Here is an 18842-nt window from a genome sequence, read left to right as displayed (position 1 = left end):
TGGCCGTTACGTTCCCTTATTTTTGCAGAAACGTTCCCCGATCGAAGGGTACGTTGCAGCCATCCACTGCGCTGGGCGTTCAGGCTTTCTGGCGTTGTTCCAGAGCCGACAGCGCGGCGTTGAGCCGTTTGACGCGGTTCGCCTGCGCAGGCACTAGTGCCGCGCCGGAAACGGAGTCGATGCGGTTTCGCCAATAGGACAGCGGGATGCGGTCTTCCGCGGAAATATGCGAGATTACGTGTTCAAGATGTTCAATATCTTTTTCGAGTTGATGATGATTCATTGCTTTCCCCGGATTACTCGTTGAACTATTTTCAATGCGTAAATCGAAGCATAAAGCGTGCCGCAATATCTCCGGTTTTTGCCTGAACGGAAAATCCTTCCTGGCGCTTTCCGCATGAGCGACCAAACCGGCAAAACCTGCTTGCTGCTTGAATCTTGAACCACTGGCAAAAGAATACTGCGGCTCAACTTCGCGTTCCGTTAGGTGCCGCACCGACTTCGCTAAACGACGCGAATTGAAGGCGTTTTTAATTGCACCCAGTGAAGGAAAATAATATGAAGCGCGGTATTAATACCCATCAAGCATCAAAGCCACGGAGAGAACCCGCATTAGACGCAGGTCTTTATGACGGCCATACGCTTATCGCGACCAGCTCGAAGCGTTGCGAAATGCCGTTTTGCGCGCACGAATAAATCGGTGCGGCGATCGAAACGCCCGCGCTCGTCGTCGGGGCGCGGGCTCAGCGCAGATTGTTTAAGGCGTTGATCGCGCCGGTCTTGCGCCGGCACGCCATTATTATTTCGCCCGGCAGGCGTAAATCAGGTTGAGCGCGCCGTTTTCAGTGGACTGACGCACGACATCGAACGCGCCGCCGCAACTTGCGCTGGCCTGCTGCGAACAGGAATCGGAACCGGCGGGGCATTGCACCAGCGTCGTCGCGCGGCCGTCCGGCAAAAACAGCGGCGCGCTGCTGCTGCAACCGCTCAGCGCAACCGTGGCGCCGGCCGCCAGCGTGGCCCAGGTCCGGCGCGCGTAGAAGGAGAGACTGCGTTTCATTTGAAACCCCGATCACGTCTTGTTTTTCGATCTCGCGATTGTGCCACGCGTCAATTACGCTGCGTCAATCGCCGTCGCGGAGCGTTGTCACACGTCGATGCCGTGTGCTGCGATCTTCTTATAGAGCGTCGCGCGGCCCATGCCGATCTGGTTTGCCGTATCGATCACCCGACCGCCATTGGCGCGCAAAGCATCGCTCAGGAATCGCTTTTCGAAGGCCGCCATCGCCTCGCTCCACGTGGCCGATTCAGGAGGAGTAGCCTGCGCGTTTGCCGATTGCATCGTCGAAAGCGCCTCGGGCAACGGCGCATTCGCACGATGCGCACCGCCGCCGGGCGCCGAGCCGACAAACGGCGCCAGCGCCCGCGCATCGATCCGCTCGCTGTCGGACAGCATCACGGCACGCTCCAGCGTGTTGCGCAATTCGCGCACATTGCCCGGCCAGCCATATGAACACAGCAGCCGCAGCGCATCGTCCTGCAATTCGAAGTGACTGGCGCCGCGCGCCTGCGTCGACAGATCCTCGAGCATGGCGTAAGCGAGCGCCTCGATATCGGAGGTGCGCTCGCGCAACGGCGGCGCATGGATCGTCAGCACGTTCAGCCGATAGAACAGGTCCGCGCGAAAGCGCCCGGCCGCGACCAGCGCGGGCAAATCGGCCGAGGTCGCCGCGATGATCCTAACGTCGGCGCGCACGATCCGGTTCGAGCCGAGCGGTTCGAACTCCTTGTCCTGCAACACGCGCAGCAGCTTGCCCTGCAAGGGCAGCGGCATATCGCCGATTTCGTCGAGAAACAGCGTGCCGCCGTTCGCCAGCTCGAACTTGCCGACGCGCCCTTTGCGGTCCGCTCCGGTATAGGCGCCGGGCGCGGCGCCGAAGAATTCGACTTCGAGCAAGGTGTCGGGAATCGCCGCGACGTTGACCGTCACGAGCGGCTGGTTCGCGCGCGCCGAGCCGCCGTGAATGGCATGCGCGAGCAGTTCCTTGCCGGTGCCGGTTTCGCCGAGCAGCAGCACCGGCGATTCGAGCTGCGCGGCGCGGCGCGCCTGACGCTTCACTTCGAGGCTGGCCGCGCTCGTGCCGACGAAACTGCCGAACGTATATTTGGCGCGCCGCGCCTGGGCGAGCGAGCGGCGCGTGGCGATCAACTCTTCCTGTACGCGTGAGTAATGGGAAAAGAGCGGTGTAAGCGCCTTCAGTTCGTCGAAGAGCGCAAAACCGACCGCGCCGACCGTGGCGCCCGCATCGTCTTTCAGCGGCAAACGCGTGACGACGAGCGGTTCGCGGTCCGTCTCCAGAATATCGAGCAGAATCGGTTTGCCGGTGTTCACGACCTCGCGCATCAGGCTGTTCGGAATCACCGCTTCGCAATCGCGGCCGATGGCCTGCTCGGGGTCCGCAAAACCGAAGCGCGCCGCATAGCGCTTGTTGATCCAGACCACGCGCGCGTCGGCATCGACGATAAAGGTGCCTTCGCTGAAGTTTTCGAACGTGCGGAAGAGCGAGTCCATCGCCCGGCGCAGTACGTCGCCGTAAGTGGCAGGAAGGCCTGCCCAGTCGTTCATCATGCTGTCGCTGTCTCCGGCTATCGTTTTATTATGCTTTGTCTCGTTTCGTAGACAAGCTTATCTCATTGAGGAGATCGCGAGCAAGCCTGTCGCATAAGGGTTTAACCTTGGTTTGGCCTAACTTGAGCCAATTTGCGTCCCGTTTTAGAGACGTTTGGGTACAATCGGCCCGATCACGTTTTGAACTTCGGTCTGCGAAATCAGGCTGCTGGCTGTTGCCGCGTACGTGGCACGGAACCTGCGTTCGCGGGCGCCGTGCCGCCGCACCTTCGAGACGGCGACCATGTAGAACAACCAAGCTTTGGAGACTCAATGTCCTTTGTTATCGTCCTCGCCGCGCTGGCGTTTCTGATGTTTGCCGCTTATCGCGGCTACAGCGTCATTCTATTTGCGCCGATCGCCGCGCTCGGCGCCGTTCTGCTGACCGATCCAGCCGCCGTCGCGCCGGTTTTCACCGGCATCTTCATGGAGAAGATGGTCGGCTTCGTGAAACTCTACTTCCCGGTGTTCCTGTTGGGCGCCGTGTTCGGTAAGGTCATCGAACTGTCGGGCTTCTCGGAATCGATCGTGGCCGCCGCGATCCGCTATATCGGCCGTTCGCGCGCCAATGCGGTGATCGTTGCGGTGTGCGCGCTGCTCACCTACGGCGGCGTCTCGCTGTTCGTCGTGGTGTTCGCGGTCTATCCGTTCGCCGCCGAGCTGTACCGCCAGAGCAATATTCCGAAGCGCCTGATGCCTGGCGCGATTGCACTCGGCGCGTTCTCGTTCACGATGGATTCGCTGCCGGGTACGCCGCAGATCCAGAACATCATCCCGACCACGTTCTTCAAGACGACGTCGTGGGCTGCGCCAGCACTCGGCGTGATCGGCTCGCTGTTCATCATCGTGGTTGGCCTGACTTATCTGGAATGGCGCCGCCGTTCGGCGATGGCGACCGGTGAAGGTTACGGCACGGAGCTCGTCAACGAGCCGGATCGCGTGGAATCGAAGCAGCTGCCGCATCCGCTGCTGGCGGTTGCGCCGCTGGTTCTGGTGGGCGTCGCGAACTTTCTGCTGACCCGCTGGATTCCAAACTGGTACGGCGCGTCATACACGGTTGCGCCGGACATTCTGCCGGGCATTCACGCACCGGTCACGACGACGATCAAGGCCGTGGTCGCTATCTGGGCCGTGGAAGGCGCACTGCTCCTCGGCATCATCATGGTTGTCGTGACGGCGTTCAACCGCGTGCGCGAGCGCTTCGCGATCGGCACCAAGGCTGCGGTGGCGGGCGCGCTGCTGGCCTCGCTGAACACGGCGTCGGAATACGGTTTTGGTGGCGTGATTGCCGCGTTGCCGGGCTTTCTGGTGGTCAGCAACGCGTTGAAGAGCATTCCCAATCCGCTCGTCAATGCAGCTGTTTCGGTGAGTTCGCTGGCGGGCATCACGGGTTCAGCATCGGGCGGCATGAGCATCGCGCTCGCGGCCATGTCGGACACGTTCATCAAGGGTGCGGAAGCAGCGCATATTCCGATGGAAGTGCTGCACCGGGTCGTCGCCATGGCGAGCGGCGGAATGGACACGCTGCCGCACAACGGCGCGGTGATCACGCTGCTGGCCGTCACGGGCTTGACGCATCGGCAGTCGTATCGCGACATCTTCGCGGTCACGGTCATCAAGACGATGGCGGTGTTCTTTGTGATCGCGGTTTATTACGCGACCGGTCTGGTCTGAGTAAGCGGGTGTTGGGCACGATACCTGGTCGACCAAGCAAATATGTTTAAGTTGAGAACTTATTTGCTTGGAATTCGCATCACCCGCTGTCCGATATCAGATCTCGCTCATCAAGGCTCGACGAAGCAGAAAGACGAACGTCGAAAATTCATGGAGTCGTTGCTTCTCGGGTCCTTGCCATGAAGAGCGCGATCAAAGACCTGACCGGCCGACGCTTTCACGCGCCAGTTTGCGGCATCACCAGTTGTCCGAATTCGCCACTCTGATAAGCCTTGATCCGGTCTTCGAGTTGTCCGCGCGAATTCATGACAAACGGTCCGTGTTTGGCGAGTGGTTCATTCAGGGTTGGCCCGAGGAGCACGACAAAGTGGCTAGCTTTGTCGGCGACAAAGCGGACTTCCGCCCCACGTTCCGTGGCGCGCCGATCTACCGCTACACCAATCGCATCTCCGGCCCGGAGTTCGCGCGTGTCCAGTCCAGCGTGCACGCAAAGCGTACCTGAGAGCAAATAGATCAGGCCGCTCCACCCGGCCGATATCTCGTGGCCAAACGCCGAATCGGTATCGAGAAATCCGTCCAGCAAGGTAAAAGGTTCGGGTAACGCTACTGAATGTGTTGCACTCACACCATTGCTTCTCCCCAATACCACGCGGACGCGAACACCGGACGCAGTGACTTCGGGAATTTCGTGCGGCTCCGCGTGAACGGCATAGGGCGCGTCGTATTTCTTACTGGCCGGTAGGTTGACGAATATCTGCAGCGCGTGTATCAGATTCCCCTCGCCTTCCGGCTGCTCCGTATGGACGGCCCCTCGGCCGGCCGCGAACCAGTGCAGCGCACCGGGATGGATCGGCCCGTGGTTGCCCATCGAATCGTAGTTGACATGCGCCCCGACTGCGTCCTCGAACATGTACGTTACCGCGGAGATCCCCGCATGCGGATGCGGAGCAAACGTGGGCTGTGTCATGCGAAAGTGATCGAGCATCACGACCGGGTCGATCAATCCGTCGAATACCTGCTCATCAAAGCGATTTGCCCAAAATGCGTCGCCTATGGTCACGTCGTGACCTCTCATGACGCGCGACATCTGTACCCAACTGTTCATTGTGAATCTCCGCGTAGATTGCGTTGCCGCGTTACTTGCCCCCGGCATTCTTGAATTGCCAGACGAGATTCGCGAATGGCATGTCGAGGTCTGCATACACCGCTTGTGCCTTCGGGTCCGTATTGCTGCCGAGCATTTCCACGCCGGCGGTCGCATAGTCGGTCACAGGAATGCCGACCCCAGCCAGGCGCTGCAACCCGACAGTACGCTTTGCATCACTAAACGTACCCGAGGCATCCAGCACTACACGAGGATCGTAGCCAGCAGCCTTGAGCGACAACGCCGGGAACGTGGCACACACCTCCAGCGACACACCCGCAATCAGCACCTGCTTGCGCCCCGTCTTTTCGATCGCCGCCCGGACGTTCGGATCGTCCCACGCATTGATCGAGGTCCGGCTTATCACCTGAACGCCTGGAAGTGCGGCGGTAAGTTCAGGGATAGTGGGACCCCACATGCCGTTGGGCATGTTCGCGGTGACGATGACCGGAATGCCGAGCGCCCGCGCCGCTTTAGCGAGTCCCACCACGTTGTGCTTGAGTTGCCCGACGTCGATATCGCGCACGCCCATGAATAGGCCAACCTGATGGTCGACTAGTATCAGCACTGTGTTGTCTCGCGACAGCAGGGAGTATGGCGCGCCGGAAGGGGCAACAGCATTCGCGATAGACGCCGGGTTACCCGGTTGTGCCACAGCGGCGGAGGTGGCAATAACAGCCGCGGCAAGTACGGCAGCATTCAGAGTGGAAATGAGTTTCATGGTCTTCTTCCCAAGTGGCAGTAAATAAGGAGTTCAAGGCTTGGACAACCGTATATCCGGTTTTGTGAGATCATACTTACGCAACGACGCCAGATAAATACGCTGAACGGAAACCTATCGTTTCCCTCAGGAAACGATGAAATGCTCCTTCGAACTAGGGAACATTCGATGAACCCGGCGACACCCGATCTAAACGATCTCTATTTTTTTGCTCAGGTGGTGGAGCACCGTGGATTCACAGCGGCAGGGGAAGCGCTCGGCGTCAGTAAATCGCACTTATCTCGCCGCGTAACGGAACTGGAGGGCAGGCTTGGCGTGCGAGTGCTGCAGCGAACCTCTCGCCGCCTCAGTCTGACCGATGCCGGTCAGGAGCTTTATGTCCATTGCCGCGCCATGATTTCGGAGGCGCGAGCAGGCGAAGATTCGGTTCGTCGCCGAACTGCCGAGCCCACAGGACTTGTGCGGATCAGCATGCCGGTAGCTTTGACGGATGTCGTGCTGGCGAAATTGTTGCCCAGCTTCATGCGGCAATTTCCCAAAGTGCAGTTGGCGGTTCAGTCTAGTAACCGACAAATCGACCTCGTCGAAGAAAACGTCGATGTGGTTGTGCGCGGCGTCGGCTTCGAAATGGAGTCTTCTAGTCTGGTACAGGCGCCGTTATGCTCGACCCGCTGGAGTCTTGTGGCCAGCCCAGCGTATCTGTCCGGCATCGGGACGATAGATCGACCGGACGCCCTTCCACACAACGGCTGGCTGATCTATGCACCCATCAGCGAGCCGCTCGTCTCGCTTCGATTGATTGGTGTGAATGGCGAGGTTGCCGCGCCGCCGGTCCAGCCTCGTCTGCAAAGCGACAATATCGCAACCCTCAAGCAAGCGGCGTTGGCCGGAATGGGCATCACGAGTCTGCCGCTCTATGCGTGCGCGCAAGAGGTTGAAACGGGGGCGTTGCAGGTTGTGCTTCCGGCGTGGCGTTCGAGGGAAGGACGCCTTGCGGTCATGTTCCCGACGCGACGCGGCATGATGCCAGCAGTGCGCGCCCTGGTCGACTTCCTGAAGAATGAACTGCCGCCGCTGTTGGGTTGAGGCATGCGCTGCAAGCATGTAAGGCGAAGATCACCGAGCGACGGACGTCGACATGTTTCGTGTCCACAGGATCATCGTAAAACGTCACGCTTATTTGTCCGCTAATGAAACAGCGGATCGCTGCGATTATTTGGATTAAGCAAATTTTCATAAAAGCGAAATTGCTTAGCCGGCGCTGAACAATTCGTTCCTGACGTGGCCGATGTCACGCCATCACGTCGACGGCAACGCCGCGATTGAACAAGGCCGCCAGAACGAAGGCTCAAGGGAGCCGCAGCATCCTCGGGATCATCCTCAGGGTGTAGCCGGTGCCGCACAGCACCGCGTGCGTTGCATCACCGATCGCGTTCTTTTGGCCGCCTTGCAACTTAGCCGGGGCGGCGGCGCTGCTGGAAAAGAACAACACTTTTTAAGCAACACCGCATGAGTCCCAGCCTTTTACTTTTTATCGGCGCGCAGCCCAGGAGCCGGAAGGTTACGGCTACAGTTGGTTCTGCAAGCACTACGAGCGCTGGACGGCGGCCCTACCGGTTACGCTGCGCCAGACACACACTCCGGGCGAGAAGCTGCTCATCGACTATTCGGGTAACAATGCGATGTTAGCAAGGCCCTAGCGCCACGTGACACCGGCTTCACGGCGACTTCAAGTAACCAAATTCGGCTTCAGTTTAGTTGGGGCGAGCGGCCAGAAAAGCCCATGTCAATCGCTCGATGGCAGTCACATTCCCGTCCGCGTTTGCCACCGTCAGGCCCGACATCCCGAATTATTGGGTTGGAAAACTTAAACTTTATTTGGTTGGTCGCCCAATGCTGGCAATACGCCGGCATCCTGAGTTTTGATCGGTTACCTTGTCATCCCGACAACCGACCTTGCCCTGCACACCCGCCATGAGCTCAGCCCCTTCTTTCTGGATGATTCCCACAGCACCCACGCCGGTCGGCCCGTTCTCGCACGCTGCCGAGGCCGACGGCTGGATCTTCCTGACCGGCCAGATGCCGACCTCCCCGACCGACGACACCGCACCGCTTCCCGAAGGCGTGGTCGCCCAGACCAAGCGCGTGATGGACAATCTCGTGCTGGTGCTTCAGGGGCTGGGTCTCGGTCTGCAAAACGTGGTGGCGACACGCATCTTCCTGACTGAGTTCAAGCGCGATTACACGCCGATGAACGAGATCTACCGCGCCTACTTCCCCGCCGACGCGCTGCCCGCACGAACCTGCATCGGCGTCACCGCATTGGCGCGCGAAGCGCTGGTCGAGATCGATTTCATCGCCAAACGGCCGGGTTGAGCGCGCGAAGCCGAACGGCGTGTCAATGCGCCGACTGCTCGTCGAGTCCGTAGTGATCGGATAAGGCTTCGTGCAGGGAGATCGAGATTTCGTCCATCTCGGTGGTCCAGCGCCCCTCGTCGTTGCATAGCCGCTGCAATCGCCGGCATTGTTCGACGAAGCGCGGTTCCTGCACGACGACGAACGCACCGCTCGCGCTATGCGCCCAACCGGCCAACGCCTGCACGTCTTCCTCTTCGACGATCGCAAGCAGTCTCGGCAGATCTTTTTGCAAGTGCTGTTTAAGCATCGCCGTGTAGCGCGCCTTGTCGTCCGCGCTGAGCGAGCTTCCCGCGGCGGCGGCGGACGACATCGCCTCGGCAGGCGCTACGCTCTGCGGCGCCGCCTCCAGCAAGGCAGCTTGCAACTCGCGCAACGACGCCGGCTTGGCCACATAGCCGCTAAAACCGCGCTCGCGCCAATTGTGCGCTTCCTCATGTTCGGCGACGGCGCTGAAGGCGAGCACCCGGACAGTCGCTTGCAACTTGCGCAGCGCGGCCAGTAGTTGGTAACCGTCCATCTCCGGCATGTGGATATCCGTCAACACCAGCTCGAAAGGTGTTTCCTCGAATAACTTCAGCGCGTGCTTGCCGTCATGCGCGATGGTCGGCACGCATCCCAATTCGACTAGCTGTTCGGCAATCAGATTCTGGATCAAGGGATTGTCTTCCGCGACGAGGACTGGCAGCCCCCGCAGCGTCGGATGGATTCCCGCCGGACCGGCCTCGGCCCGCGCGGCGGTCGGCACCTCGGTCGTGGACTTGGTTTCGTGCGCCAGTTCGATCGCCGACTGAACCGCGGTCCGGCTGAACTCAGTCACCTCGAGCACGCCCTCGCCGCGCGCCTCGGGGTGAAGCGGGCCCGCACGGGTGATCCAGACGACGCCGACCGGCTGCAAAGCACGTAACGCGGCAATCACGTCGAGACCGTATTCGCCTGAGACGACCACCGCGTCTGCGCTATTCAAACGTAACCAGGCCTGCGCGGCGTCCGGCAATGTCACCAGGTGTCCCGCCCAGCCCGCATGGTGAAGCCATTGCTCCATCATCTCGCCAGCTTCCCGCTCCATGGACAGGACGAGCACTATCCCGCGTTGCTCGCGGGCCTTGGCCGGTGCGCGCGAAGCAGCGGGCGGCTTCGCGAGAGGGATCGATATGCGGAACGCGCTGCCCACGCTTGGCACACTTTCCGCGGCGATTTGACCGCCCATCAGTTCGCACAGGCGCGCGCAGATTGCCAGGCCGAGTCCGGTCCCGCCGGCACCACGCGACGCACCCAACTCACCTTGCGCGAACGGCTTGAAAAGCCGTGCGAGCGTTTCCTCGTTCATGCCGGGGCCCGAATCCGAGACGCGGATAGTCAGCATCGCTCGATCCGGTGAATCGTCCGTCACTTCGGCGCGCAATGTGATCTTGCCGGTCGAAGTAAATTTGAACGCATTGCTGAGCAGATTGTTGACGATCTGCGAGATGCGCATACGATCGCCGACCAGGGTTTGATCGAGCGTTGGAGACAGGAGCGCGTAGAAGCGGATCGAGCGCTCGCCGTGCATCGGCGCGTAGGACAGTGCGATGTTTTCGAAAACGTCGATCAAAAGAAACGGTTCCCTGACCAGCAACATCTCGCCGGCGTCGATCTTCGAAAAGTCGAGAATGTCGTTGACGACGCGGCGTAGCGCATCTGCGGCCAGGTCCAATGTTGCGAGCCGTTGCGAATGCGCCTCGAGCCCCGGTGTACGCGCGAACAGTTCGAGATTGCCGAGCAGCGCGTTCAACGGCGTACGGATTTCGTGGCTCATCGCGGCGAAGAAATTCGTCCGCGCACGCATCAGCGCCTCGGACGTTTGCTGTGCGTGCCGCAATTGCTGTTCGAGCACGGTCTGCGCGGTCACGTCGAGAACCGCGCAGAACAGCACGTTCTCGCCAGCGTAACGTGCCCGCGCGTAAATGAATTGCAAAAACCGTGAGGGCGCGGCGCCGTCCTGATCCGGCGGCGATGGATGCAAAGCATGAGCCGGCATCCGCGCCGGCCGCGCGGGCACGACGAAGGCAGCCACCCGCGCAAATGGCATGGCCGACGGCTGATCCGGCGCCTGAGCCAGAAATTCGCCGACGATATGCGGCGGGAGCCGTTTGCCATCGCCCTCGATCCCGAGCAGCTCGATCGCAAGCGCGTTGGTGGTCAGGACCGAATAGTCGCTCTGCCGGACAATGCACAAGCCGACCGGTGTCGCGCTAACCAGAACGTGGTTGAGCATCTCGCTTTGCAGCGCGCGTGAAGTCTCCCTAAACGAATTACGCAGCAAGCGCAGCCCGAAATAGCGGGCCGTCAGCGCAATTGCCGTCAGGATGAGCGCCGTCAGGCAACCTATCACCGCCAATTGCCAGCCGAGTACGACCGCCAGCGCGCGCCAAGGCACGTAGCCGACCAGAAGGCCGAAGCCCAGCGCCAGTGGCTCGTGAAAAATCACGCCTTCGCGGCCGTAGTGAAAGATCTGCGTTGGGGTGGCGGCTACTGCCCGTTGCACCAGGTTGATGACCGAAGGGTCGAGCGGCATCGACGATACGGCAACGCGGTGGTCCACCGTCATCAGCAAATTGACGCCCTCGTTGTCAGGCGGCGCCAGACGCAATGCGAGCGTGTCCAGCGGAAAGCTCGTGCTGATCAGCACGGTCGGCGTGTCGCCGTCATAGTAGGCGCCCACTACGGAAATCACCGGGCGGTTCTGCAGCGGATCACGGTACGGTCCGAGCCAGATACGTTCGCCTTTTCGCGGCACGCGCCTGCCGGTTTGCGCCTCGATCCGGCGCTCGAGCGTCTCGCGCAGCAAGCTCGCAATCGCCGGTTGCGGCGCGGCCATTGCGGGCCGATCGGGCGCACTGGCTTGGCCCGCGAGCGGATGAGTCAGCGAAGGCAGAATTGCTGCATAGTCTTCGTTCAGCCCGATCAGCGTTGCGCGTTGCTGAATTTCAAAAGCCTGCTGGGTCACGAGCGTCGATTGCGCCGCTTCGTAGAGGCGCCCGAGTTTTTCGCCTAATTGCGAGCCCCACGCGTTGCGCGTGATTTCACCGACCACAATGTCGAAATTCGAGTCCGCACCGTCCGTCTTGCCGAGCGCTACGCCGGTCTTCAGGATCGCTTGCTGTACGTCATCCGGCGCGCCCCGCCCGCCGGAAGGGCCGTAGTAATAATCGAGCGTCAACGCGGCACGCCGCAGAAACGACTCCTCCTGGTGGATGAGCAGAGAGATGTCGGTGGCGTTCTGCGACGCGAGGGCCCGGCGATAGTCGAGCTGCTTGAGCCCAGCGACGACAATCAGCACCAGCGCGAAGATCAGCACGATCAGCATGAGCGAACCGATCGTCACCAGGTAGAGCCGCTGTTGGCGCTTCGCGCTCTGTGCGAGCGTGGCGAAAGCCTGCGCTAGCGACTCTTGAGTACGGTCGAGGATTTTCTGCATCAGTTCGCGAGTGTGGCGCGGGGGTGGCAAATTCGCGCAGGCAGACCGCTGCGGACCGGGGACTGGCTGCGTCCGCAGTCCTTATACCGGCGCAGTGTAGTCCTTTTGAAGGTATCGCGCGACGCATCCGGCACTCTTTCACGCGACCATCCACGATGCGTCAAACAACCCTGTAATAACGGCTTCGGCCTGTCTAAACCTGAGTGGTTTACTGGGAAACCCTCAAGGCCAAGGGGTCAATTGCCGTTACTCCTTGCAAACATGTAAGCGCCGCGCCCACCCGCGGGCCAGCACCAGCAAGGAAAACCATGCGCAATAACCAGCCCGTCACCGGGCACGAATACGAATTCCCGTCGTCGCACATGCTTGTTTCGGCGACCGATCTGACCGGCCGCATCCAGTACTGCAATCCGGCCTTCATCGCGGTCTCGGGCTTTACGCGCGACGAACTGATCGGTCAGCCGCACAACCTGATCCGTCATCCGGACATGCCGCGCGAAGCCTTTGCCGACCTGTGGGCGACGATCCGCGACGGCCGTCCCTGGACCGCGCTCGTGAAGAACCGCCGCAAGAACGGCGATCACTACTGGGTGCACGCCAATGTCACGCCGGTGGTCGAGAAAGGCGCGGTCGTCGGCTATTTGAGCGTGCGCGTGAAACCGGAACGCACTGCGGTGCGCGCCGCCGAAGCGCTCTACGCACGCATGCGCAGCGGCGAGTCCCGCGGCGTGCAGTTGCGCCGCGGGGCGGCGGTGCGCACCGGCGTGCTGGGGCGTCTGCAGGCGCTAATGCGTCTGCCGGTCGCTACGCGCGCGGCGCTTGGCTACGCGATCACGCCGCTGGCGCTGCTGCTGACGGGCCTCGCTGCATGGCAAGGCGCGCCGCCCGTGCCGTTCTGGATCGGGTTCGGCGTCGCCACGGCGGTCAGCATCGCCTCGTGGCAGATGCTGACGCGGCAACTTGCCGCGCCGATCCGCGATATGTCGGGATTCGCCACGCGTCTCGCCGCCGGCGATCTGACCGCCGATCTGCAGATCGCGCGCCACGACGACCTCGGCGACGTGCTGCAAGCGCTGAATCAGTTGAAGGCGAATCTCGCGGCGATCGTCTACGACGTGCGCGCCCAGATCACCGGCATGCTGGACAACGCGCGCGAGATATCCAGCGGCAATGTCGATCTCGCGAGACGCACGGAATTGCAGGCGGCGTCGCTCGAAGAAACCGCCGCTACCATGGAAGAACTGACCACGACCGTCCAGGCCAACGCCGATGCCACCGTGCGCGCGCTCGATCTGGTAAGAGACGCCCAGGCGGCGGCCGCGGTCGGCGGCAAGATTGCCGGCCAGGTCGAGCAGACCATGGCGAACATCACCGCGGCATCGCGGCGTATTGCCGACATCACCGGCGTGATCGACGGCATCGCGTTCCAGACCAATATTCTCGCGTTGAACGCCGCCGTCGAAGCGGCGCGGGCGGGCGAAGCAGGCCGTTCGTTCGCGGTCGTTGCGGGCGAAGTGCGCATGCTGGCGCAACGCTGCGCGGCGTCGTCGAAGGAAATCAAGTCCGTGGTCGAAGCAAGCGCATCCGAAGTCGCGGCCGGCACCGAACTGGTTGCACGGACAACATCGCAAATGCGCGTGATCGACGAGGCGGTGGGCCGCGTGTCGTCGATCATCGTCGACGTGGCGAACGCGAGCAGCGAACAGGCCGAAGGGATTCGCCAGGTCAATCAGGCGGTCTCGCATCTGGACGGCGCCACGCAGCAGAACGCCGCGCTCGTCGAGCAGGCGGCGGCCACTGCGCAGCGTCTCGCGGAACAGGCCGACGTGCTGGATGAAGCCGTGCGGCTATTCACCGTCGCCGACGCAGCGCCGGCGCAACGCGTTGCCGGCACGAAGCGCGAGCCGTTCACCGTCGATGCAGCGCGAATGCCCGCGCCTGAGATCAGACGACACCGCGCGCCAGCCGTCGCAGATGATGCTGAGCAGGAAGAAGCTGCATTGATCTGATGGATCGGCGTTACTCCCACCTCGACAGTCTACTATTGACGCAGCACGATGGCTCCGTCAGCGCCCAGTTGTTTGCAAGGGCAGGCTGACCCGAGTAACAACGGCGTTTAGCGGCCCGCCCCCTTCTGTGGACGGGCCTATTTTTTTGGCGCTGGCGCTGGTGTGCTGGCGTGCTGGTGTTGACGCAGTTGAGGATCGTCGAGGCAGCGCCTTCGCTCACGCACCGCTGCCAGTGCAGCAGATCAGGTGCACGGTGAGGAAATACGGGAGCACATCCTCGCAAACTCGCCACAAGACGATTGCCTCGCGCGAAGCGATGCGATGCTACGCTAGACAGGCAGCGCTTCCATTCTCGCGCCACGCGCCGCCACTAAGACGCGCCAGCGCGTACCCTCATGCCGATTCGCCACCGGAGGCCGACGTGATCCCTTCCGACCCGCCACGCGCCAACCCGCTGTCTTCGCACCTCGCCGCCATGGCGCGCAACAACGCGTGGTCGAACCTGCGCCTCTACCGCGCCTGCCTCACATTGACCGACGAAGCGTTCGCCGAACGCAGGGTGAGCTTCTTCCCGTCGTTGCAGCTCACGTTGAATCACATCCTGCTGGTGGACCGCTACTACTTCGACGCGCTGATCGGCGGCGGCGCAGGTCTCACCATTTTCGACAACGAACTGCCCTATCCGCGCGCAGCCGACCTGTGGGATGCACAAGCGCGGAGCGATCAGCAACTGCTCGCCTTCTGCGAATCGCTGACTGACGACGATCTCTCACGCGAAGTCCAGATCGACCGTGGACCGCCGGTCGGGGTGCAACGCGAGCAGATCGGCAACGTACTGCCGCATGTTTTCGTCCATCAGATTCATCATCGCGGGCAAGTTCACGCAATGCTGAGCGGCACAGACGCCGCCCCGCCGCAACTCGACGAATTTTTCCTCGCCGCCGACGCACCGCTGCGCGATTCCGAACTCGGCGATCTGGACGCGATGCGCGAGCAGCGAGTCACGCCGCGCCGCGCCCAATTCCCCTAACCGGAGCGCGCGTCAACTGCGTGACAGTCATGGAGAAGGTTCGCACCGGCACGGGGCACGAAAAATGCATTCGTGGTGACCTGGAGTCGCGTTAAACTGGTTGTCACGGCGGGACGTCACGATAGGCGCTGCCCGGCGGGCCGCGCCAGTCAACGCGCCTGGCGGCGCAAGCCAAGCAGGCAGATGAACGGCGCAAACGTGACCGCGGCGCGACAGACGCCGCCCGATCCTGCCCGTACAATGGTTCGATCAACAACGGAACGAGGACAACTTCGATGCGCACTACCGGGTCTTCCGGGTCAATGGCCCTGCTCACCGAATACGACGACGCAACGGCGCGCGAACTTCGCTCGCTGCGCCTCGAATCGACAGAAGACGGCAAAGGCATTCTTTTGATCGAAGTCGATGAGCGCAAGCCAGGCATACACCGCGAAGTGCGCTACGAAATCACGCCAGCCGAACTGATTGCGGCCATTCGCGCACACGGCGCCGAATTGCCGGGTGAACAGCACAATCATCGTCAATGAAATCCGCCACGCGGCATTGCATTTCTTGTGCGAATGCCGCGTGACGTTTAGCATCTCCGGTTTCTAATTGCTTGCGGGGCTGGCGTCCGCGCACGTCAATCGGGCATTATTTCCGTTCCCGCATACCGCGCGACTTTCGCACCTATTTCGGTTTGTTCAGGTCGCCGTGCTAATGCATTTTCAGGTGACTCGTTGCACTTGAGATAGCGCTTTCCATACCCAAGTAAAGGGCTACTTTTCAGGGCGTTTGCACGTCATGAAAATGCGTCCATAATCCTTGCATTCTCCTTCGCATTTCTACCTGCGCCGCACCCGAAAGGGCCGCGGATGTAAGCCGATGCTACATGATCTCGTCGAGCAATATGGGCCGGCGCTCGTGTTCGTAAACGTGCTCGCCGCCTCGATCGGGCTGCCGGTTCCGGCAATGCCGTCGCTCGTGCTGTTCGGGGCGATGGCCGCCATGCATCCTGGTTCTGTGGGCACGCAGCTGGCGCCGGTGCTCATCCTGTCGATATTCGCCACGCTGATCGGCGATAGCGCCTGGTATTTGGCCGGCCGTATGTACGGCGGCAATACGCTGAAAACGATTTGCCGGCTGTCGCTCTCGCGTGACACCTGCGTGAAAAAGACCGAACGCTTTTTCGGCCGCTGGGGCGTGCGCGTGCTGGCCGTGGCCAAGTTCGTGCCGGGACTGTCGATCGTTTCGATCCCGATGGCGGGCGCCATGGGCACGCGCTACCGCACGTTCCTCACTTACGACAGCATCGGCGCCGCGTTGTGGTCCGGCACCGGCCTGATCATCGGCGCGTTGTTCGCCAAGCAGATCGACATGCTGTTCGCCCTCGCCGGACGCCTCGGTCGTACGGCAGCGCTCGTCGCGGCGGCTCTGTTGCTGGCGTACGGCGCATATCGCTGGATACGCCGGCGTCAGGCGATGGCCAATCTCGCGTCCGCGCGAATCGAAGTCGACGAACTGGCATCGCTCGTGAAGGCCGGCAATACGCCGGTGCTGTTCGACATCCGTTCGAACGAGAAGCGCAAACTCGATCCCTTTGTCATTCCGGGCTCGCAATTCGCCGACGAGCGGCAGCTCGACGAGATCGTCGCGACCTATCCGCGCGATCAGAAGTTGGTGATCTACTGTTCCTGCCCGAATGAGATTTCCGCGGCATGGATGGCCAAGCAATTGAACGAAGCCGGCTTCTCCGACGTGCTGCCGCTGCGCGGTGGCATGGAAGCCTGGCGCGACTCGGGCAAGCCGGTGGAATCGCTGCCCAACATGCCGCCGCCCGAAGTGGCGGTCGACGACGTCGCGCCGAAGGCCGTGTAGCGCAAGCAGCGCATCGTGATTCGCGCCTTCGGGCGCCGCGCCGCTTCGCCCCTCGTTCGATCCATCAATGAACACCGAAGGAGCGGTTCAATGCTTTCGACTCAAGAACCTGAAGTGCAGCAACCCGAAGTGCCACAAGCAGACGTGCCGCAAGCAGACGTCGTCCCCGACGCGCCGTTTTCGTCGCTCTCGACGCGCATGCATCAGATGTTCCCCGCGCTCACGTGTGCCGAAATCGGCCGCCTGCGCAAGTTCGGCGAGATCGGCCACTGGAAGTCCGGTGAACTGCTCTTCGAAACCGGCCTCACCGGTCCCGGCATGTTCGTGGTGCTCGAAGGGCGCGTAAAGGTGTATCAACGCGACGGCATCGGACGCGAAGTGCTGATCAACGAACATGGCGCCGGGCATTTCCTTGCCGAAGTCGGTCAACTGTCGGGACGGCCCGCGCTGGTCAACGGCATGGCGATTGGTTCGGTGGAAGCGCTGCTGATTCCGCCGGAGCGGCTGCGCGCGCTGATCGTCGCCGAAGCGGAACTGGGCGAGCGCATCATGCGCGCGCTGATTTTGCGGCGCGTGTCGCTGATCGAAAAGGGCGCGGGCGGCCCGATCCTGATCGGCAACAGCAGCGACGCGCGGCTCGTCATGCTGCAAGGCTTCCTGTCGCGCAACGGCCATCCGCATTCCGTGATCGACGAGCGCGATGAAGATGCGTTGCGTCTGATCGAGCAATTCGCCGCGCAAAAAGAAGACATGCCGCTGGTGATCTGTCCGGACGGCTCGGTGCTGCGTCATCCGAGCATGCCGGAACTCGCCACGTGCCTGGGCCTGCTGCCCGATCTCGACGATGCGCATGTGTACGACGTCGCGATCGTCGGCGCCGGACCGGCTGGGCTCGCCACCGCGGTGTACGCGGCCTCCGAAGGCTTGTCGGTGATCGTGCTCGACAGCCGCGCGCCGGGCGGCCAGGCTGGCGCGAGCTCGCGGATCGAAAACTACCTCGGCTTTCCAACCGGCATCTCCGGCCAGGCGCTGGCGGGCCGCGCGTTCGTGCAGGCGCAGAAATTCGGCGCGCACGTCGCGATTCCGGTCAACGTGAAGGCGCTGCATTGCGCCGACCGGCCGCATCGGCTGGAATTGAAGTGCGGCGGACACATCACGGCGCGCGCGATTGTGATCGCGAGCGGCGCGGTTTATCGGCGTCCGGCGCTCGAAGGCCTCGATCGTTTCGAAGGGCGCGGCGTGTATTACTGGGCGTCGCCGGTCGAAGCCAAGCTGTGCAAGCGTCAGGAAGTCGTGCTGGTGGGCGGCGGCAACTCGGCCGGCCAGGCGATTGTCTATCTGGCGACGCATGCGGCCAAGGTCCACGTGCTGATCCGGCGCAGCGGCTTCGAAGCCACCATGTCGCGCTATCTGATCGACCGGATCCGCTCGCTGCCGAATGTCTTCGTGCATCCGAATTCGGAGATCGGCCGGCTGGATTCCGACGACAGCGGTTTGTCGTCGGTCGCCCTGAAAAAACCGTTGCCCGACGGCACCGACCATTTCGACACGCGCCATCTGTTCCTTTTCACCGGCGCGGATCCGAATACCGACTGGTTGCGCACCTGCGGCGTGGCGCTCGACGAGAAAGGCTTCGTGCTGACCGGCGCGAATGCCGATGGCGCCTCCGTCTGCGATCTCGCGACCACGGTCGAGGGCGTATACGCGATCGGCGACGCGCGCGCCGGCTCGACCAAACGCGTGGCGGCGGCCGTCGGCGAAGGCGCCGCCGTGGTCGCGCAGATTCATGAACTGCTGGCGGTGTCGGCGGGAGAAGCGATCGCGCTGGGCGCCTGAAGGTCTGGACGGTCTGACACCCCGCCGG

General features: G+C 62.1%; 15 protein-coding genes. 9 read left to right on the top strand and 6 right to left on the bottom strand.

All coding sequences use genetic code 11. The features are described from left to right. Positions 1 to 79: 79 nt before the first annotated feature. The 3 genes from ACFSNN_RS00670 to ACFSNN_RS00660 form a co-directional block, all read right to left on the bottom strand. Complete coding sequence (locus ACFSNN_RS00670; RefSeq protein WP_012428726.1) at positions 80 to 283, bottom strand: hypothetical protein; 204 nt, start codon at positions 281 to 283, stop codon at positions 80 to 82. A 516-nt stretch (positions 284 to 799) separates the two neighbouring features. After that, the gene (locus tag ACFSNN_RS00665; protein ID WP_134461690.1) at positions 800 to 1060 is read right to left on the bottom strand and encodes a hypothetical protein; all 261 of its coding nucleotides are present in this window, start codon (positions 1058 to 1060) and stop codon (positions 800 to 802) included. Between the two features lie 87 nt (positions 1061 to 1147). Then, the gene (locus ACFSNN_RS00660; RefSeq protein WP_134461687.1) at positions 1148 to 2629 is read right to left on the bottom strand and encodes a sigma-54 interaction domain-containing protein; all 1482 of its coding nucleotides are present in this window, start codon (positions 2627 to 2629) and stop codon (positions 1148 to 1150) included. 312 nt (positions 2630 to 2941) lie between these two features. Between ACFSNN_RS00660 and ACFSNN_RS00655 the strand changes: the two genes are divergently transcribed. Next, positions 2942 to 4342: a GntP family permease gene (locus ACFSNN_RS00655; protein ID WP_134461684.1), complete on the top strand. Its 1401-nt coding sequence runs from the start codon at positions 2942 to 2944 to the stop codon at positions 4340 to 4342. 217 nt (positions 4343 to 4559) lie between these two features. Here ACFSNN_RS00655 and ACFSNN_RS00650 read toward each other — a convergent pair whose 3' ends face one another. Together ACFSNN_RS00650 and ACFSNN_RS00645 are read right to left on the bottom strand one after the other, a co-directional pair. After that, the gene (locus ACFSNN_RS00650) at positions 4560 to 5447 is read right to left on the bottom strand and encodes a pirin family protein (RefSeq protein ID WP_134461681.1); all 888 of its coding nucleotides are present in this window, start codon (positions 5445 to 5447) and stop codon (positions 4560 to 4562) included. Between the two features lie 31 nt (positions 5448 to 5478). After that, positions 5479 to 6207, bottom strand: a complete 729-nt coding sequence (locus ACFSNN_RS00645) for an isochorismatase family protein (protein ID WP_134461678.1) — start codon at positions 6205 to 6207, stop codon at positions 5479 to 5481. 168 nt (positions 6208 to 6375) lie between these two features. Between ACFSNN_RS00645 and ACFSNN_RS00640 the strand changes: the two genes are divergently transcribed. From ACFSNN_RS00640 to ACFSNN_RS00630, 3 genes are all read left to right on the top strand, one after another. Next, entirely contained in the window at positions 6376 to 7293 is a 918-nt protein-coding gene (locus ACFSNN_RS00640) for a LysR substrate-binding domain-containing protein (protein WP_134461675.1), read from the top strand. 202 nt (positions 7294 to 7495) lie between these two features. Continuing rightward, positions 7496 to 7720, top strand: a complete 225-nt coding sequence (locus ACFSNN_RS00635) for a hypothetical protein (RefSeq protein WP_134461672.1) — start codon at positions 7496 to 7498, stop codon at positions 7718 to 7720. A gap of 461 nt (positions 7721 to 8181) precedes the next feature. Then, a complete protein-coding gene (locus ACFSNN_RS00630; protein ID WP_134461669.1) occupies positions 8182 to 8583 on the top strand; it encodes a RidA family protein in 402 nt (133 codons plus the stop codon). A 22-nt stretch (positions 8584 to 8605) separates the two neighbouring features. Here the strand turns inward: ACFSNN_RS00630 and ACFSNN_RS00625 are convergent, their stop codons facing one another. Further along, complete coding sequence (locus ACFSNN_RS00625; RefSeq protein WP_134461666.1) at positions 8606 to 12082, bottom strand: ATP-binding protein; 3477 nt, start codon at positions 12080 to 12082, stop codon at positions 8606 to 8608. Positions 12083 to 12390: 308 nt separating this feature from the next. On the opposite strand from ACFSNN_RS00625, the gene ACFSNN_RS00620 reads away from it, so the two are divergent. From ACFSNN_RS00620 to ACFSNN_RS00600, 5 genes are all read left to right on the top strand, one after another. Next, on the top strand, positions 12391 to 14091 hold the full coding sequence (locus ACFSNN_RS00620; protein ID WP_134461663.1) for a methyl-accepting chemotaxis protein: 1701 nt from the start codon (positions 12391 to 12393) through the stop codon (positions 14089 to 14091). 421 nt (positions 14092 to 14512) lie between these two features. Beyond that, positions 14513 to 15121 (top strand): DinB family protein, encoded by a 609-nt coding sequence (locus ACFSNN_RS00615; RefSeq protein WP_134461660.1) that lies wholly within the window; start codon positions 14513 to 14515, stop codon positions 15119 to 15121. 275 nt (positions 15122 to 15396) lie between these two features. Continuing rightward, positions 15397 to 15648: a hypothetical protein gene (locus ACFSNN_RS00610; RefSeq protein ID WP_007178686.1), complete on the top strand. Its 252-nt coding sequence runs from the start codon at positions 15397 to 15399 to the stop codon at positions 15646 to 15648. A gap of 337 nt (positions 15649 to 15985) precedes the next feature. Beyond that, entirely contained in the window at positions 15986 to 16978 is a 993-nt protein-coding gene (locus ACFSNN_RS00605) for a DedA family protein/thiosulfate sulfurtransferase GlpE (protein ID WP_134461657.1), read from the top strand. A gap of 90 nt (positions 16979 to 17068) precedes the next feature. Beyond that, positions 17069 to 18814 carry an FAD-dependent oxidoreductase gene (locus ACFSNN_RS00600; RefSeq protein WP_134461654.1) on the top strand — a complete coding sequence of 582 codons (1746 nt, stop codon included), beginning with the start codon at positions 17069 to 17071 and terminating at the stop codon, positions 18812 to 18814. Positions 18815 to 18842: the final 28 nt, after the last annotated feature.

Origin of the sequence: Paraburkholderia dipogonis (genome assembly GCF_042680985.1) — a bacterium.
GTDB lineage: Bacteria > Pseudomonadota > Gammaproteobacteria > Burkholderiales > Burkholderiaceae > Paraburkholderia > Paraburkholderia phytofirmans.
This window is presented reverse-complemented; position numbering and strand designations above follow the sequence as displayed.

Bases quoted from the DNA above. Each gene is read 5' to 3' on its own strand.
- ACFSNN_RS00670 (WP_012428726.1), bottom strand. From the start codon at position 283: ATGAATCATCATCAACTCGAAAAAGATATTGAACATCTTGAACACGTA.
- ACFSNN_RS00665 (WP_134461690.1), bottom strand. From the start codon at position 1,060: ATGAAACGCAGTCTCTCCTTCTACGCGCGCCGGACCTGGGCCACGCTG.
- ACFSNN_RS00660 (WP_134461687.1), bottom strand. From the start codon at position 2,629: ATGATGAACGACTGGGCAGGCCTTCCTGCCACTTACGGCGACGTACTG.
- ACFSNN_RS00655 (WP_134461684.1), top strand. From the start codon at position 2,942: ATGTCCTTTGTTATCGTCCTCGCCGCGCTGGCGTTTCTGATGTTTGCC.
- ACFSNN_RS00650 (WP_134461681.1), bottom strand. From the start codon at position 5,447: ATGAACAGTTGGGTACAGATGTCGCGCGTCATGAGAGGTCACGACGTG.
- ACFSNN_RS00645 (WP_134461678.1), bottom strand. From the start codon at position 6,207: ATGAAACTCATTTCCACTCTGAATGCTGCCGTACTTGCCGCGGCTGTT.
- ACFSNN_RS00640 (WP_134461675.1), top strand. From the start codon at position 6,376: ATGAACCCGGCGACACCCGATCTAAACGATCTCTATTTTTTTGCTCAG.
- ACFSNN_RS00635 (WP_134461672.1), top strand. From the start codon at position 7,496: ATGTCACGCCATCACGTCGACGGCAACGCCGCGATTGAACAAGGCCGC.
- ACFSNN_RS00630 (WP_134461669.1), top strand. From the start codon at position 8,182: ATGAGCTCAGCCCCTTCTTTCTGGATGATTCCCACAGCACCCACGCCG.
- ACFSNN_RS00625 (WP_134461666.1), bottom strand. From the start codon at position 12,082: ATGCAGAAAATCCTCGACCGTACTCAAGAGTCGCTAGCGCAGGCTTTC.
- ACFSNN_RS00620 (WP_134461663.1), top strand. From the start codon at position 12,391: ATGCGCAATAACCAGCCCGTCACCGGGCACGAATACGAATTCCCGTCG.
- ACFSNN_RS00610 (WP_007178686.1), top strand. From the start codon at position 15,397: ATGCGCACTACCGGGTCTTCCGGGTCAATGGCCCTGCTCACCGAATAC.
- ACFSNN_RS00605 (WP_134461657.1), top strand. From the start codon at position 15,986: ATGCTACATGATCTCGTCGAGCAATATGGGCCGGCGCTCGTGTTCGTA.
- ACFSNN_RS00600 (WP_134461654.1), top strand. From the start codon at position 17,069: ATGCTTTCGACTCAAGAACCTGAAGTGCAGCAACCCGAAGTGCCACAA.